At 68.2% G+C, this 15,922-nt stretch carries 14 protein-coding genes; 6 read left to right on the forward strand and 8 right to left on the reverse strand.

The annotated features are described in order from the left end of the window. Positions 1 to 110: 110 nt before the first annotated feature. Complete coding sequence (pdeR, locus tag AC6CR5_RS02080; protein ID WP_020927192.1) at positions 111 to 2,108, forward strand: cyclic di-GMP phosphodiesterase; 1,998 nt, start codon at positions 111 to 113, stop codon at positions 2,106 to 2,108. Positions 2,109 to 2,129: 21 nt separating this feature from the next. Here the strand turns inward: pdeR and AC6CR5_RS02085 are convergent, their stop codons facing one another. Beyond that, complete coding sequence (locus AC6CR5_RS02085; protein ID WP_049055057.1) at positions 2,130 to 3,014, reverse strand: crotonase/enoyl-CoA hydratase family protein; 885 nt, start codon at positions 3,012 to 3,014, stop codon at positions 2,130 to 2,132. Between the two features lie 435 nt (positions 3,015 to 3,449). On the opposite strand from AC6CR5_RS02085, the gene AC6CR5_RS02090 reads away from it, so the two are divergent. Both AC6CR5_RS02090 and AC6CR5_RS02095 read left to right on the forward strand, forming a co-directional pair. Further along, the gene (locus tag AC6CR5_RS02090) at positions 3,450 to 5,549 is read left to right on the forward strand and encodes a TonB-dependent receptor (protein WP_409142718.1); all 2,100 of its coding nucleotides are present in this window, start codon (positions 3,450 to 3,452) and stop codon (positions 5,547 to 5,549) included. Between the two features lie 181 nt (positions 5,550 to 5,730). Then, positions 5,731 to 6,051 (forward strand): helix-turn-helix domain-containing transcriptional regulator, encoded by a 321-nt coding sequence (locus tag AC6CR5_RS02095; protein ID WP_054446859.1) that lies wholly within the window; start codon positions 5,731 to 5,733, stop codon positions 6,049 to 6,051. 17 nt (positions 6,052 to 6,068) lie between these two features. Here the strand turns inward: AC6CR5_RS02095 and AC6CR5_RS02100 are convergent, their stop codons facing one another. From AC6CR5_RS02100 to AC6CR5_RS02115, 4 genes are all read right to left on the reverse strand, one after another. Further along, the gene (locus AC6CR5_RS02100) at positions 6,069 to 7,052 is read right to left on the reverse strand and encodes a Bug family tripartite tricarboxylate transporter substrate binding protein (RefSeq protein WP_498085241.1); all 984 of its coding nucleotides are present in this window, start codon (positions 7,050 to 7,052) and stop codon (positions 6,069 to 6,071) included. Between the two features lie 176 nt (positions 7,053 to 7,228). Beyond that, positions 7,229 to 8,173 (reverse strand): LysR family transcriptional regulator, encoded by a 945-nt coding sequence (locus tag AC6CR5_RS02105; RefSeq protein ID WP_006384372.1) that lies wholly within the window; start codon positions 8,171 to 8,173, stop codon positions 7,229 to 7,231. A gap of 76 nt (positions 8,174 to 8,249) precedes the next feature. Further along, positions 8,250 to 9,401: a CaiB/BaiF CoA transferase family protein gene (locus AC6CR5_RS02110; RefSeq protein WP_054472531.1), complete on the reverse strand. Its 1,152-nt coding sequence runs from the start codon at positions 9,399 to 9,401 to the stop codon at positions 8,250 to 8,252. Then, the gene (locus AC6CR5_RS02115) at positions 9,398 to 10,192 is read right to left on the reverse strand and encodes an enoyl-CoA hydratase (protein WP_498085242.1); all 795 of its coding nucleotides are present in this window, start codon (positions 10,190 to 10,192) and stop codon (positions 9,398 to 9,400) included. Before AC6CR5_RS02115 ends, AC6CR5_RS02110 begins: the two co-directional genes overlap by 4 nt. A 283-nt stretch (positions 10,193 to 10,475) precedes the next feature. Between AC6CR5_RS02115 and AC6CR5_RS02120 the strand changes: the two genes are divergently transcribed. Together AC6CR5_RS02120 and AC6CR5_RS02125 are read left to right on the forward strand one after the other, a co-directional pair. Beyond that, positions 10,476 to 11,255: a hypothetical protein gene (locus AC6CR5_RS02120; protein WP_498085243.1), complete on the forward strand. Its 780-nt coding sequence runs from the start codon at positions 10,476 to 10,478 to the stop codon at positions 11,253 to 11,255. Position 11,256: 1 nt separating this feature from the next. Continuing rightward, positions 11,257 to 11,949 carry a hypothetical protein gene (locus AC6CR5_RS02125; RefSeq protein ID WP_198918216.1) on the forward strand — a complete coding sequence of 231 codons (693 nt, stop codon included), beginning with the start codon at positions 11,257 to 11,259 and terminating at the stop codon, positions 11,947 to 11,949. Positions 11,950 to 11,975: 26 nt separating this feature from the next. Here the strand turns inward: AC6CR5_RS02125 and AC6CR5_RS02130 are convergent, their stop codons facing one another. Next, positions 11,976 to 12,662: a YiiX family permuted papain-like enzyme gene (locus tag AC6CR5_RS02130; protein ID WP_233638951.1), complete on the reverse strand. Its 687-nt coding sequence runs from the start codon at positions 12,660 to 12,662 to the stop codon at positions 11,976 to 11,978. A 53-nt stretch (positions 12,663 to 12,715) separates the two neighbouring features. Continuing rightward, positions 12,716 to 13,459 carry an SDR family oxidoreductase gene (locus tag AC6CR5_RS02135; protein WP_038503275.1) on the reverse strand — a complete coding sequence of 248 codons (744 nt, stop codon included), beginning with the start codon at positions 13,457 to 13,459 and terminating at the stop codon, positions 12,716 to 12,718. A 126-nt stretch (positions 13,460 to 13,585) separates the two neighbouring features. On the opposite strand from AC6CR5_RS02135, the gene AC6CR5_RS02140 reads away from it, so the two are divergent. After that, a complete protein-coding gene (locus AC6CR5_RS02140) occupies positions 13,586 to 14,506 on the forward strand; it encodes a LysR family transcriptional regulator (protein WP_498085244.1) in 921 nt (306 codons plus the stop codon). Here AC6CR5_RS02140 and AC6CR5_RS02145 read toward each other — a convergent pair. Further along, positions 14,485 to 15,879 (reverse strand): GntP family permease, encoded by a 1,395-nt coding sequence (locus AC6CR5_RS02145; protein ID WP_006387010.1) that lies wholly within the window; start codon positions 15,877 to 15,879, stop codon positions 14,485 to 14,487. The genes AC6CR5_RS02140 and AC6CR5_RS02145 overlap by 22 nt on opposite strands. Positions 15,880 to 15,922 lie beyond the last annotated feature (43 nt).

The raw sequence follows: 15,922 nt of genomic DNA on the forward strand, positions 1-15,922 counted from the left end.
GGTGAAATAATCCGCAATACAGCCCAAACGCTGTTCGCACGGGTGGTTGACCCCGAACTGGCTAGGCCGTATGTTTCTCGCAGGCCTTCCTAGGACGGCGGGGGACACCAATGACTGAGACTCAGGACGAAAAATCGATCCTGTACCTGCATTTCGGTACGCCGAGCCCCTATTGGAGGCTGGCGGCGGACAGCGACGCGATCGAACTATCCGCGGTCAAGGGCGCCACCAACATCGCGATGGCGCTCAAGCCCGAGCAGGCGCAGGCCATCCGCGCCCTGACCGGCATCACCGCCAGCCTGCGCATCGACATCGTCCTGTACGGCGATCCGATACAGCTGCGGCTGGTCGGCCGCAAGATCAATCCCAACGAATGGGCCGGCACGGCCTCGGCGCACAGCGACACCGACTCGGTGGCGCGCGACCTGGTCGAAGGCCTGTCGTTCGCCGAGACGGTGGTATCCGAGGCCAACTCGGTCATCGTCATCGTCGACCAGCACGGGCGCGTGCAGCGCTTCAACAAGGTCAGCGAGGAATACACCGGCAAGCGCGAGCAGGACATCGTCGGGCGCAGCGTGTTCGACATGTTCATGACGCGCGAGGAGGCCGCCGCCTCGCGCCGCAACATCGCCGAGTTCTACAAGCGCGGGCAGTCCTATGAGGTCGAGCGCCTGATCAACACGGTCAAGGGCCCGCGCCTGTTCCTGTTCCGCAACAAGTTCGTCACCAGCGGCAGCGGCGAAAAGCGCGTCTACCTGATCTGCTCGGGCACCGACATCACCGAGGAACGCCAGGCGCAGGAGCGCTTGCGGGTGCTGGCCAACACCGACGTGCTGACCAACCTGCCCAACCGCCACGCCATCACCACGCGCCTGAAGACGGCGCTGGCCGAAGGCGAGGGCGCGCGCGGCGGCGTGCTGTTCCTGGACCTGGACAACTTCAAGCGCATCAACGACCACTACGGCCACGGCTTCGGCGACCGCCTGCTCAAGTCGGTGTCGGTGGCCATTTCCAGCTGCCTGGCGCCCGGCCAGACGCTGGCGCGGCTGGGCGGCGACGAATTCCTGGTGCTGCAGGAACACGCCGAGGCGTGGCAGCTGGAGGCCACCGCCGGCCGCATCATCGAACGCCTGCGCGAGCCGTTCCGCCAGGAATTGATCGAGGTCTACACCAGCTGCTCCATCGGCATCGCCATGTATCCCGAGCATGGCGACGACCTGGACAGCGTGGTGCGCAGCGCCGATATCGCCATGTACGTGGCCAAGGAGGCCGGGCGCCACACCTATCGGGTGTTCCAGCCCGAAATGGACCGCCGCAACGCCGACTACGTCTGGCTCGACACCAACCTGCGCAAGGCCCTGGCCGAAGGCCACCTGATGCTGTACTACCAGCCCAAGCTGGCCGGGCGCGGCGGCGAGGTCGACGGGGTCGAGGCGCTGCTGCGCTGGCGTTCGCCCGAACGCGGCATGATCTGCCCCAGCGTCTTCATTCCCTACGCGGAAGAGTCCGGCCTGATCTCGCAGCTGGGCGTGTGGGTGATGCGCGAGGCCGCGCGCCAGGCCGCGGCATGGAAGCGCGACGGGCTGGACCTGCGTGTCGCGATCAACATGTCGGCGCGGCAGCTGGACGACAAGGGCGTGGTCAGTGAATTCATGCGGGCGGTCGGCGACGCCGGCCTGGCCCCCTGCCTGCTGGACATCGAGCTGACCGAGAGCTGCCTGATCGAGGACGAAGTCGCGGCGATCGAGCTGATGAAGCAGTTCCGCCAGCTGGGCGCGCGCGTCCACCTGGACGACTTCGGCACCGGCTATTCGTCGCTGTCGCAGCTGGCCCGCATTCCGCTGGACGCGATCAAGCTGGACGCCAGCTTCGTGCGCGGCGTCAACGAGAACCCGGTGTCGCAGGCGCTGGCGCGGGCCATCGTGGCGGTGGCCCGCACGCTCGAACTCCAGGTGATCGCCGAGGGCGTCGAGACCCAGGAGGAAACCGCCTTCCTGGACACGCTGGGGGTGGACGCCAAGCAGGGCTACCTGTACGCCAAGCCCATGCCGGCGGCCGAACTGACCACCTGGCTGGCGCAGCGGCGCCGGCTGCATCTGATCGCCTGACGCGGCCGGCGCGCGCCGGCCTCAATGCATGGTCGCGTCGATCAGGCCATCGGGACCCGCGGGCGAGCGCCGGTTCTGCGCCATCACCAGCCGTTCCATGTAGGCGCGGTCCTTCGGATCGATCGAGAAGGCGGCCTCGACCCAGTCCTCGGTGATATCCATCAGTTCCGAGCGCGTCAGCTGCAGCACCCGCTGGCGCGCCCGCAGCATGGCGCGCATGCCGTTCAGCTTGGGCCGCATCACGTCGATGAAGGTGCGGGTGGCCTTGTAGGCGTCGCCCGGCTCGAACAGCACGTCCACCAGGCCGCGCGCCTGGAACCATTCGGCGGTGTGCGATTCGCCGCTGCCGATCAATTCCTCGGCCAGCTTCATGCCCGAGCGCCGCGCCACCAGCGAATAGCCGCCCATGCCCGGGAACAGGTTGAAGGCCATTTCGGGAAAGCCCATGCGGGCGTTGTTCTGCGCCAGCACGAAGTGGTGCGCCAGCGCCGCCTCGAAGCCGCCGCCCAGCGCCGTGCCTTCGATCATGGCCAGCGACACCGCGCCGGTGTCGAAGCCACGGGTGGCCGCATGCACGCAATCGACGCAGGCGCGGGCGTAGGCGCGCAGCGCCTCGCGGCGGCCGGTGCGGATGGCTTCGGCGAAGAAGTTGAGGTCGCCGCCGACGTTGTAGATCTGCGGCACCAGCGAGCCCGTGACCCAGAAGTCGATGGGCAGGCCGGAGTCCTTGGCGGCGCGCGCCAGGGTCATGATTTCGTCGATCAGTTCATGGTTAAAGCAGGGGCGCGGCTGGGCGCGCAGCATCATCCACATGACACGTCGTCCTTCCTCATAGAACGCGGAGACTTGCTTCAAATTGCCTGCGGCGGTAAAGGGATGGCAGTCCGGATGAATGAGTTGATTCATTTGCTTTCGTCCAATCGATCAAGGTGAGTCGGAGTACTGCCGGGCCAGCCTAATACAGGTGTCGCCCCGTCCCTCTCATGCAAACCTCGTCCGGCCGGCTAGAGTTTTCCGTAGTGCAAACATCGGAGTGATTGTTTGGAAAACATTGCGGCCGGGGCCGCGATGTCATGCGGCTGGATGACCCGAGACTCGTCGGCATGGATGAGGACCGTCGCAGATTCGCGAGCGTTGCAAGGCGCGCGCACGACGCCGTCGGCTCATGCGAATGGAGGGCGGGGGATGGCGTGGCGCGACCGGCGAGGTGCTGGCGCGCGGGTGTCGTTGCGACACCGCAACAGCCAAAGCAAGGGTTTTGTAAATGATAAGATTCTCATTTACAAATAAGTTTCATTATCGATATTATCGCGGCTCGATGAATCTTACAGATAGCTTGCGATGCCCGTTTTTCCTGTACCGCGCCGCCTCACGCTTGGGGCCGCGCTGGCCTTGATGGTCCCCGTTGCCACGCTCCACGCCGAACCCGCGCAGCTTCCCGCCATCAGTGTCGAAGGCGCCAACGCCGATGATCCGCGGGTGCCCGAAGTCACCACCGCCACCCGCACCCAGACCGCCGCGCGCTACGTGCCGCAGGCCATCGACAGCGTCAAGGTCGAGAACCTGCGGAACTACGGCATCAATACGCTGGGCGAAGCCTTGTCCGGCATCCCCAACGTCAGCAACGCCTCCGACACCCGTTTCGATTCGCTGCGCATCCGCGGCTTCGACGCCAGCAACGATTTCTACCTGGACGGCATCCGCGACGACAGCCAGTACGTGCGCGACCTGCACAACATCGAGCGGATCGAGGTGCTCAAGGGCCCGGCGGCGGTGCTGTATGGCCGCGGCAGCCAGGGCGGCATCGTCAACCGCGTCAGCAAGGCGCCGCAGCCCGGGCGCGAATCGACGCTCGAGGCCGTGGCCGGCAGCTGGGACCTGCGCAGCTTCTACGGCGACCTGAGCGCCGACCCCGGCCAAGACGTCAGCGTGCGCCTGAACATCGGCCAGGAAGACAGCAACAGCTTCCGCCACAAGATCGGCGGCACTCGCCAACTGGTGGCGCCGTCGCTGAACTGGCGCATCACGCCCGACCTGGACTGGCTGGTGCAGTACGAGTACAGCCGCTACGACCGCACCCCGGACCGCGGCATCCCCAGCGTCAACGGCCGGCCGGCCGACGTCGGCCGCTCGACCGTCTACGGCGACCCCGACCGCGACTACATCGACGACCGCGCGCAATCGTTCCGCTCGCGGCTGGCCTACAGCGTGGCGCCGGGCTGGCAACTGCGCTACACGCTGGGCGTGTTCGCGCTGGACAGCAAGTTCGACAATACCTACCTGACCGGCTACAGCGCCGCCACCGGCAAGGTCAGCCGCACCCGCTGGCAACAGGACCTGACCACGCGCAGCATCAACAACAACCTTGAAGCCGAGGGCCTGTTCCACACGGGAAGCGTCGAGCATCGGGTTTTGTTCGGCGTGGAAGTGGCGAACCAGGACCGCACGCCCGATCTCTACACCACGCTGGCGCGGGGACCGGGCGCGCAACCGGTGCCGGCGCTGGACCTGTACGATCCGGACCTGTCGCGGCAGCACGACGGCGCCATGACGCTCAGCAGTTCGGCCCGCCACAAGACCCGCAGCCAGGGCTACTACGTGCAGGACCAGATCAAGCTGGACGACGCCTGGCAGGTGCTGCTGGGCCTGCGCATGGACCGCTTCAGCGTCGATTCGACCAATCGCATGCTCGACCTCTCGGCCCGCCGCGACAGCCGTGGCGTGAGCCCGCGCGCCGGGGTGGTGTGGACGCCGCTGCGCGACCATTCCTTCTACGCCTCGTACAGCAAGACCTTCTCGCCCGTGGGCGGCAGCCTGATCGGCATCACGCCGAACGCGCGCGGCAACACCAACGACGTCGACCCCGAGCACACTCGCCAATACGAAGTGGGCGTCAAGAGCGATTGGCTCGACGGGCAGTTGAGCACCACGCTGGCGCTGTACCAGTTGGAACTCTACAACCGTCGCACCACCGATCCGGTCGATCCGACCCTCGTGCTGCTGACCGGCAAGCAGCGCTCGCGCGGCATCGAGCTGACGGCCGCCGGACGGCTCGCGGGCAACTGGTACCTGCGCGGCGGCATCGGCCTGCAGAACGCCGCCATCGTTCAGGACAACAACGGCCTGGCCGGCAACCGCGTCAGCAACGTGGCGCGGCGCAACGGCAGCGTATTCCTGACCTACAAGCCGGCCGAGGGCCTGTACGGCGAAACCGGCCTGACCTTCGTCGGCCAGCGCTACGCCGACAACGCCAACACCGCGGTATTGCCCGGCTACGCCACCTGGGACGCGCTGGTCGGCTACCGCGTCGGCCAGTGGGACTGGCGCCTGGCGGTGCGCAACATCACCGACAAGACCTACTACGCCTCGGCCACCAGCGCCGGCCAGATCCGCGTGGGCGAGCCGCGCACGGTGATCGCCACGGCGCAGTATCGGTTCTGACGGGTAGCCAACATCCCGGCAGGACGGACGGGCGCTTTGGCGCCCGTCTGCTTTTTCGAAAAACGCCGGGCGTTTGGCGCGTGTCCGTTTAAGATTCGTTTATTGACGAGGCATGGTGCGGCCGCGGCGGTACGGTCTCGCCAAGCTGGAATCGAATGGCTATTGGGCTGGGACAGGAACCATGAAAAGCAGACTCCATGACGAAGCGATGGCGCAGGTGTACGCGGGCGATCCGGATCTTGCGTTGGCGACGCTCAACGAGATTCTCGCGGATGGCAGCCAGGCCGAATTGTTGATCGTGCTGCGCCAGATGACGCAGGCGTTCGGCGGCATGCAGGCCGTGGCGGAGCAGGCGCGGCTGAATCCGACGCAGCTCTACCGCACGCTGTCGCCCAAGGGCAACCCATCGCTGGCCAGCCTGCTGGCGATTCTCAAGGCGATGGGCCTGCGGCTGGCCGTGATGCCGCTGGCCAACGCGGCGGCCCCGGTCCGGATGGGCTGAGGCCGCGTCCGGCGCGTTTATTGCGGTTCGATCTTCGCGTCGATCGCGCGCTGGGTCCAGATCTGGCGCTGCGATTGCGCGAAGGCGCGGTGTTCGGCCAGCGTGTTGGGCGCGACCTGCATGCCCAGCGTCTCGAACTTGGCGATGCTGTCGGGCTCGCTCAGGATGCGCGTGATTTCGCGGTTCAGGCGCTCGACCACCGGAGCCGGCGTGTCCTTGGGCGCGGCCACGCCCACCCACACCACCAGGTCGAAATTCCGGTAGCCCAGTTCCGCCAGCGTCGGCACGTCGGGGAAGTCCTTGGAACGCGCCTGGCCGGTGAAGGCGATGCCCTTGAGCTTGCCGCTGTGCATGAACGAGGTCACCACCGATAGGTCGGCGAACAGGTAGTCGACGTGGCCGCCCAATAGGTCGGTGACGGCGGGCGGCTGGCTCTTGTAGGGCACGGCGTTGGCCGCGGCGCCGGCGACGCTGTTGAAGGTGGCCCCGGCGATCTGGCTGGTGGGCGAGCCGTAGGCATAGTTCAGCGGCTTGGCGCGGGTGGCCTGCACCAGCTGCGACACCGAGCCGTAGGGGGAATCGGCGCGCACCACCAGCATCATGGGAATGGTGGCGATGCGGATGACGTGGATGAAGTCGCCGGTAGGGTCGTAGGGCAGCTTGCGGAACAGGGCGGGCGTGGCCGAGTGCGTCGAGCTGCTGGTCAGGATCAGGGTGTAGCCGTCGGGCGCGGCGCGCGCGGCGGTGGACGAACCGATGGTGCCGGATGCGCCGGGCTTGTTCTCGATCACGATCGGCACGCCCAGGCGCGGGCCGAGCTTTTCCGTGAGGATGCGGGCGCTGGTGTCGGTGGCGCTGCCGGGCGAGAACGGCACCACGATGGTGATGGGCTTGCCGGGATAGGCGTCGTTGGCCTGGACGGCGCTGGCTGCTGTGCCCAGGGCCAGGGCGCAGCAGGCGGCGAACCGGCGCATGCGGCTGCGTTGCGGGGATCGGGTCATGAGAGTCTCCTGTGTTCTTCTGCGGCCGCGATGGCGTGCAACTGCCGCGATTTCCGTCATGATGCGGCCGCGCGGCTTATCGCAACAAGGGACTAATTTTCATAGACCTATTCCGTATCCGGATAAGTGCCGCGCCGTGCGCATCGGCCCGGCGCCGCCTCACGCCCGGCGCCGCCTCACGGTTCGGCGGCGTCCTCGTCGTAGCGGGTCGGGTCGGGCGCGGCCTCGCGCGCGCGCAGCGTCTTTTCCAGGTCCGCCAGGAAGGCGTCCGCCGCCAATGACAGGCGCGCGCTGTGGCGCTGGATCAGCCACAGCGCATGGCCGCGCTGGCCGCCGCCGCCGATGGGCGCGGTGACCAGGCCCAGCTGGCGCGCGAAGGCGCAGACGTAGCCGGGCACCACCGTGATGCCCAGGCCGGCCCGCGCCAGGTTCAGCACCGAGGTCAGCATGCCGGCCTCGATGCCGGACTGGAATTGCAGGTCGAGTTCGCCGCTGATGCGGTCGACGGCGCGCCGCACGCTGTAGACGTTGCGCAGCGTGATGTGCTCGTGCGCGGCCAGGTCGGCCCAGCGCAGCTGTTTGCGGCGCGCCAGCGGATGGCCGGGCGCGTAGGCGGCATGCATGGTGTCGCGGTAGATCACGCGCGCGGCCAGCTCGTCGCCGTCGATGTCGGTGGAGACGATGCCGAAGTCGGCGCGCCCGTGGCGCACGTGCTCGATGGTCTCGTCGGTGTTCAGTTCGAACAGGTCCAGCTTCACGCCCGGATGGCGGCGGTGGTAGCGCGCGATCACCCCGCCCAGCAGGCCGACCATCATCATCGGCGAGCAGGCCACGCCGACCACGCCGCGCTCCAGCGAGCGCAGCCCGGACATGCTGCGTTCGGCCGCGCGCACCGTGCCCAGGATTTCCTGGGCATAGGCGTAGAAGTCGGCCGCGCCCTCGCAGGGCGTGACGCTGCGGGTCGAGCGCTCGAACAGCGGCTGGCCGACTTCGGCCTCGAGTTCGGCGCACAGCTTGCTGACGGCCGATTGCGTGACGAAGGCGGCGCGGGCGGCGGCGGTGAAGCTGCGCAACTCGTAGAGCGCGCAGAACACGCGCAACTGCTTCAGGGTGATGTTCATGGTCGCGACGGAATGGGGGCGGGCGCCCCGGGTGGTCCCGGGACGCGCAAGCACGCGCCCGCCGCGTCCCGGGGAATCAATCCGGATCGAGCATATCGCGATCCGCGTCCTGGCGCGGCGCCAGGCGGCGGATCGACCCGGGCGTGCGCGAGAAGCGCACCGGGATCGCGGTGGCCGTGAGCGTGCCTTCGGTGGGATGCTCCACCCGCTGGAAAAAGCCGGTGGCGGCCAGGTGCGGGTCGTCGAACAGCGCCTCGGGCGGGTTGACGCGCGAGTGCGGGATGTCGGCGTCGGCCAGCAGCGCCAGCCAGTCTTCGGTGCTGCGCAACGCGACGATGTCCGCCAGGTCGCGGTAGAGCGCGTCGAAGTTGCCGGCGCGCGTCCGGGCGCTGGCGTAGCGTGGATCGGCGGCCAGGTCGGCGCGTTCGGCCAGGGTGAAGAAGCGCCGCCATTGGGCATCGGTATACGGCAGCAGCGCCAGGAAGCCGTCGCGGGTGCGGTAGGGCCGGCGCTCGGGCGACAGCACGCGGCTGTAGCCCATGCCGCCGCGCGGCGGTTCGAAGGTGCGCCCGCCCAGGTGCTCGATCAACGTGAAGGACACCAGCGTCTCGAACATGGGCACCTCGATCGCCTGGCCCAGGCCGGATTTCTCGCGCTCGTACAGCGCCATCGGGATGGCGTAGGCCAGCGTCAGCCCGGCCACCTTGTCGGCCATGATGGTGTTGATGTAGGCCGGCGCGCCGCTGTTGCGGCCCTGCAGGTCGGCCAGGCCGCTCATGGCCTGGATGATGTCGTCGAAGGCCGGCTGGGCGGCGTAGGGGCCGTCCTGGCCGAAGCCCACCGCCGAGCAATAGACCAGGCGCGGGTTGCGCGCGCGCAGGCTGGCGGCGTCCAGGCCGATCCGCGCCAGCGCGCGCGGGCGCACGTTGGAGATGAAGACGTCGGCATCGTCGACCAGCCGCAGCAGGCGGCGCAGGTCGTCCGGGTCCTTGGCGTTCAGGGTGACGCTGCGTTTGTTGCGGTTCAGGTTCAGGTAGACGGCGCCCATGCCGGGCGAGGCGGCCGGCGCCGAGGCGCGGAACACGTCGCCCTCGGGCGCTTCGATCTTGATGATCTCGGCGCCCATGTCGCCCAGGATCTGGGTCGCGTAGGGGCCCATGCCGACCGACGTCATGTCGATCACGCGCACGCCGGCCAGCGGGCCGGCGGCCGGGACAGCCGCCGTCATTGCGCCTCCCGCGCGCGCTTGCGGGCCAGGAACGGCGCCATGTGCCGGCGCGGCTCGTCGGTGGCGAAGGCCGCGCCGAAGGCGTCGACGCTGCGGTCCAGGCCGGCCTCGACCGTGGACGTTTCCCAATAGCGCAGCAGCGCCTTCTGTGAGCGCACGGCCAGCGGTCCGCTGGCCGCGATGGGCGCGACGGTGCGCTCGACCAGCGCGTCCAGCTCGCCGGCCTCGCCCAGGAATTGCAGGAAGCCCCAGCGCAGCGCCTGCTCGGCATCGACCGTGGCGCCGGTCAGCAGCAGCCAGTTGGTGGCCCCCGGGCCGATCAGTGACGGCAGCAGCACGGCATGGATCACCGACGGAATGCCGACCTGCACCTCCGGCATGCCGAAGACGCCGTCGCGCGAACCCAGACGGATGTCGCAGGCCGCCGCCAGTTCCATGCCGGCGCCCAGGCAGAAGCCGGGCAGGCGGGCGATGGTCGGCACCGGCACCGCGCGCACCGCTTCGCACAGGTCGCGCAGGCGGGTGATGAAGGCGCGGCCGCCGTCCGGATCGAGTTCGGCCATCTCATAGATGTTGGCGCCGCCGACGAAGGCCTTGTCGCCGCTGCCGCGCAGCACCAGCGCGCGGGCGTCGGCCTGCGCGGCGATCCAGCGCACGGCTTCGGTCAGGCCCAGCGTGACCGGCGAGGCCAGGATGTTCAGGCTCTTGGCGTCGTCGATTCGCAGCGTGTAGACGCCGCGCGCGTCGCGCTCGATGTGGCTGTGGGGGAAGGCGGGAATCGGGGTGCTCATCGGCTTGCTGTCTCCATTGGAATCGGGGGGGCGATGCCGGTCATGCTAGGCCTGCGGGTTGATCACTACAAACAAGTAATTTTCATGGACTAAGTACATAGTGGAATGAATCTTCTTGTGAGGAGGCGGGCGGGGCGTGAAGCGCCGGGCGATAGAATGCCTTGGTTTCAACTTGGGCGTGGGTTGCCGGGAAGCCGTGACGCACTTCTTTCGATCCGATTTTCTTTCTTTGCCCGCCGTTCTGGCCGGCGTGGGCCTGGCCTGGGCGGTGGCGCTTGCGCCCATGGCCGCCGGCGCGCAAGCGGCCGCCCCGGCGCAGCCGGTGGCAGACAGCCGTATCAGCGAGGAGATCGGCGCGTTTCGGCTGGACGGGCGCAAAGGGTCGCACCTGCGCAGGATCAGCTATCGCGGCCAGACCTATCGGCCCCTGAACGCTTTTGAATTCATCCATGTCAAGGCCCTGGGCCCGATGATCGGCGGCCAGCCGGTGTTGCTGGCGGTATCGAGCGACCTCATGGGCGTGGGCACTCTCCTGATTTCAGTGCAGAACGACACACCGCTGGCGCGCGTCCTCAGCCCGGTCATCGACATGCGCGATCCGGACCTGGGCCTGGCGCAGCCGGGCCGGCAGGACCTGCTGCTGTTCATCGCGGGTTCGCGCGCGCTGGTCACGAGCACCGGGCAGGTGCTGTGGTTCGAAGACCGCATTCCCGGGCAGGACGGGAGCCCCGTCTCACGCCTGGTTTCGGTTTCGCCGGACAACCGCAGCGCCGCCTTGCTGCTGGATGACGAAATCCGGCTCAGCGCGGTGGACGAAGGGGTCTATGCCCGCGTGCCGTTCACCAAAGCAATGCAAAGCAAGGCCTTCGGGCCGATCTGGGACGAAACCTACGTGATCGCCAGGCAACAGCGGGAAGCCGGCAGGCGGATCGACCAGCGCCGCCTGTACGACAACATGAAGGCCGAGTGGCTCAATCGGAACTTCCGCTGGCAGGAATCAAAAAACGGGTGGCAATTCCGCGGGCAGGGCCTGACCGTCATTCCGGTCAGGCAGGAGCGGTGACATGGCGTTGATGTTCTTTGCGCGCCGTGTCGCGCGCCGTGCATGCCTCGCGCCGCTGGCGTTGTCGGTGGCGCTGCTGGCAGGCTGCGCCAGCCATGGCCCCAACCGCCTTGACGACATCCGCAGCGAAGAGGCCAACCCCGCCGATGCGGTGCTGACGCTGGACGTAACGTTTGCCCGGGCGCCGGACTACGCGCCGCGGTCCGCGCAAGGCCTGGCGCCCAACAGGCACCTGGCGATATCGGGCTATCCGAATATCGAGATTCCGTTCTATCAGAAAGGCCTCGGGTTCGAGCTGGGCGTGCTGGGCGACCCACGCGCGTTACTGGCGCTGCCGTATCCGTCGCCAAAAACGGATTCATCCACGGCCAAGCTGAAGATATTTGGCGAGCGCCTGGACGAGAAACGCTACCGCTTCCTGGTGCTGTCCCGGGCCGGATGGCGCAGCCTGGACAGCTTCCAGGTCGCCTTCTCCATCAATGGCCGCAGCGAAGCCATGACGTTTGCCTACAGCCTCAAGAGGGTCTGCGAGAGCCGCTTCGATGTCACCACGCCCACCTACGGGTTCGCGATGTCGGTGGCGGCGCGTTTTGCGGGGGACAAGCCGGGTTGCCTGAAGGCGTGCGACGCGCGCCCGGGGTTTCCCGGCCAATGCGCGTTCTTCGGCGGTTTCACCACGGTGCCGGGCCTCTAGCACGCCGGCGACGGCCCCTGGCCCGGCTACCGGTCCCCGACCGTCCGCAGCAACGGAGAAGAGAACATCGCGGCGGGCGAGATGATGGGCTCGTCCCAGGGAATGTCCTTGCCGTAGCGCTCGCGCATCTTGGCCTGGACGGCGGGCGGACTCAGATCGAAGCTCTTCAAGGGTTGCAGCGCGCCGATCCGCACGCCCAGCGCGCGCTGGTAGATCTTCCAGACCAGTTCGGAGCAGTAGATCCGCTCGTCCGACCAGCCGAACACTAGGTCGTAGGGTTTGCCGACATAGTCCGTGCCCACGCGAGCCAGTTGTTCGCGCGCCGCGGGCGTGAGCCGCGCCGTGTCGCGCAGGCGCTTGACGACATAGGCGCCGCGTTCGCCTTGCGCCGCCCAGGCGGCCAGCGGCGTGTAGCTGACCGTGGCGGCGGCTTCCAGCACGTAGGGCGCGCCCTGGCGCATCACGATCATGCCCATGTGGCTGTAGGGCGAGCGGGTGGCCTGCTGGATGGCCAGGCTCTGCGCGGAACGGGATTGCTGGAAGACCAGGTCGCCGGTCTGCACCGGCGGCGTGGCCCAGGCGGCGGGCGAGACCAGCGGGGCCAGGCATAGCGCCGCGGCCGCCACGGCGCTGGCCCGCAGGCCGGCCGCGCCGCGCCGGGCGTTTTCTGGATGAGGAGCGCGGATTGCGCGGGGCGTTGTCGTCGGGTCCATTGCGTCGATTCCTGGCATGGGCGCAACAGTAGCATCCGCGCCGGATCGGCGCGTCAGGCGATGCCGCCGTTGGCGCGCAACACCTGGCCGTTGATCCAGCCGCCGTCGGCGCCGGCCAGGAACGACACAATGCCGGCGATGTCCTCGGGTTCGCCCAGGCGTTCCAGCGGCGGCATCTTGGCGTAGTGCTCGATCAGTTCCGCGCTCTTGCCCTGCTTGAACAGGTCGGTGGCGACCGGGCCCGGCGCCACGGCGTTGACCGTGATGCGGCGGCCGCGCAGTTCCTTGGCGAACACGCGGGTAAAGCCTTCCACCGCCGCCTTGCTGGCGATGTAGAGGCCGTAGGTGGGCAGGTTCAGCGCCAGCGTGGTGCTGGAGACGTTGACGATGCTGCCGCCATCGGCCAGCCGCGTGCCGGCCTCGCGCAGGGTGTTGAAGGTGCCGCGGGTGTTGATGTCGAAGGTCTGGTCGTAGACCTCGTCGGTGGCTTCGGCCAGCGCCTGCAGCTTCAGCACGCCGGCGCTGTTGACCAGCACGTCGATGCGTCCCAGGCCGGCCTCGACCTGGTCGAACATGGCGCGCACCTCGGCGGCTTTGGACACGTCGGCGCGCACCGCCAGCGCCCGGCCGCCCGCGGCGCGGATCTCGCCGGCCAGGGCGTCGGCTTCGGCCGCGCTGGCGGCGTAGTTGATGGCGACGGCGAAACCGTCGGCAGCCAGGCGGCGCGCGATCGCGGCGCCGATGCCGCGCGAGGCGCCGGTGACCAGGGCAACGCGTTGGGAGGCTTGGGAATTCATGGTGACTCCTGGGTGGAATGTAGGACGAATCATGCGGTGGAACGAATCATGGACTATTCCAAACCAAAGATAATTACGCCAGTTTTGCTAACATAATTTCATCTGTATTAATAATAGAGCCCGCGCATGGACCGTTTCCAGGAAATGCAGGTGTTCGTCCGGATCGCCGAGCGGCGCAGTTTCTCCAAGGCGGCCGAGGATCTGCGGATTCCGCGGGCCACCGTCACCAATCTGATCAAGCGCATGGAAAAGCGCCTGGGCGCGCGCCTGCTGGAACGCACCACGCGCCAGGTGCGGCTGACCCATGACGGCGAGGCCTATTACCGGCGCTGCGTGCGCCTGCTGGCCGACCTGGAGGAAGCGGACGGCGCCTTCCTGAACACCGCGCCCAAGGGCCTGTTGCGGGTCAACATGCAGGGCACCCTGGCGCGGGTGTTCGTGATGCCGGCGTTGCCGGGCTTCCTGGAGCGTTATCCCGACCTGGTGCTGCACCTGGGCGAAGACGACCGTCTGGTGGACCTGGTGCGCGAGGGCGTGGACTGCGTGCTGCGCGCCGGCACGCTGCAGGACTCATCGCTGGTGGGGCGCCAGATCGCCCTGATGCCGCAGGTCACCGTCGCCAGTCCGGCCTACCTGGCGCGCTACGGCGAACCGGCCACGCTGGATGATCTGGAAGGGCACCGGGCGGTGGACTATGTGTCCTCGTCCAGCGGCCGCAGCCTGCCGCTGGATTTCACGGTGGACGGGCGCAACGTGCTGGTGCGGCCGGGCTCGGTCATCAGCGTCAGCGGCGCCGAGCTCTACGCCAGCGCGGCGCTGGCCGGGCTGGGGTTGGTCCAGGTGCCTCGCTACCGCGTGGCCCAGGACCTGGCCGCCGGCCGGCTCAAGCTGGTGCTGCCCGGCGCGCCGCCGGCGCCGATGCCGGTGTCGGTGCTGTATCCGCAGAACCGCCAGGTGTCGGCGCGGGTACGGGTGTTCAGCCAGTGGCTGGCCGGCATCTTTGGCCGCGCCTTCGGCCAGGACGATCAGACGATGCCGGTCAGGTAGTACACCGCGATCACCAGGAACACCGACAGCGTCGAGATCAGGGTGATGGCGAAGATGTCGCCGTAGGACTGGCGGTGCGTCAGGCCGGTGACGGCCAGCAGCGTGATGACGGCGCCGTTGTGCGGCAGCGTGTCCATGCCGCCCGAGGCCATGGCGGCGATGCGGTGCAGCACCTCCATGGGGATGCCGGCCGCCTGGGCGCTGTCGATGAAGGTCTGCGCCATGGCCGCCAGGGCGATGCTCATGCCGCCCGAGGCCGAACCGGTGATGCCGGCCAGCGAGGTCACCGCCACCGCCTCGCCCACCAGCGGGTCGGGAATCGCCTTGAGCGCGCTGGCCACCATCAGGAAGCCGGGCAGCGCCGCGATCACGCCGCCAAAGCCATATTCCGCCGCCGTATTCATCGACGCCAGCAGCGCGCCCGAGACCGCGCTCTTGCTGCCTTCGGCGAAATGCGCCTTGATGTGCGAGAACGAGAACAGCAGGATGGTGGCGATGCCGGCTATCAGCGCGCCCATCACCGCCCACAGCGCCACCTGGTCATGCGCGTTGACCGGCAGGGGCTGCGGCAGGCCGGGCAGTTCGACCTGCGAGCCGGCCGGGTACCAGCCGGGAATCCAGCGCGTCAGCAGGAAGTTGGCCACGCCCACCACCACCAGCGGCAGCAGCGCGACCAGCGGGTGATGCTCGCGTCCGCCGGCGGGCGTGTCCGGTTCGTTGCGCAGTTCGGTGCCGTAGCCTTCGCCCGCCAGCGCGGCGCGCTTGCGGCGCCATTCCAGGTAGGCCACCCCGACGGTCAGCGTGAAGGCCGCGCCGATCAGCCCCAGCCAGGGCGCGGCCCAGGTGGTGGTTTCAAAGAAGGTGGTGGGGATGATGTTCTGGATCTGCGGCGTGCCGGGCAGCGCCGTCATGGTGAAGGTGAACGCGCCCAGCGCGATCGCGCCCGGCATCAGCCGCTTGGGAATGCCGCCCTGGCGGAACATCTCGGCCGCGAACGGGTAGACCGCGAATACCACCACGAACAGCGACACGCCGCCGTAGGTCAGCACCGCGCACACCAGCACGATCGCGATGATGGCGCGCTCGGCGCCGATCAGCCGCAGCACCGCCTGCACGATGGCGCGCGAGAAGCCGGACAGCTCGATCAGCTTGCCGAACACCGCGCCCAGCAGGAACACCGGGAAATAGAGCTTGGCGAAGCCCGCCATGCGCTCCATGAAAATGCCCGAGAACACCGGCGCCAGCGCCGACGGGTCGGTCAGCAGCACCGCGCCCATGGCCGCGATGGGCGCGCAAAGGATGACGCTGTAGCCTCGATACGCCGCCAGCATCAGGAATGCCAGCGCCGCCACCACGATAAACAATCCGGTCATTCGTTACTCCAGGAATGAAGGGTCAAGAGGTGTGGGGCTACAC

It is taken from the genome of Achromobacter sp. EG18 (assembly GCF_059759395.1).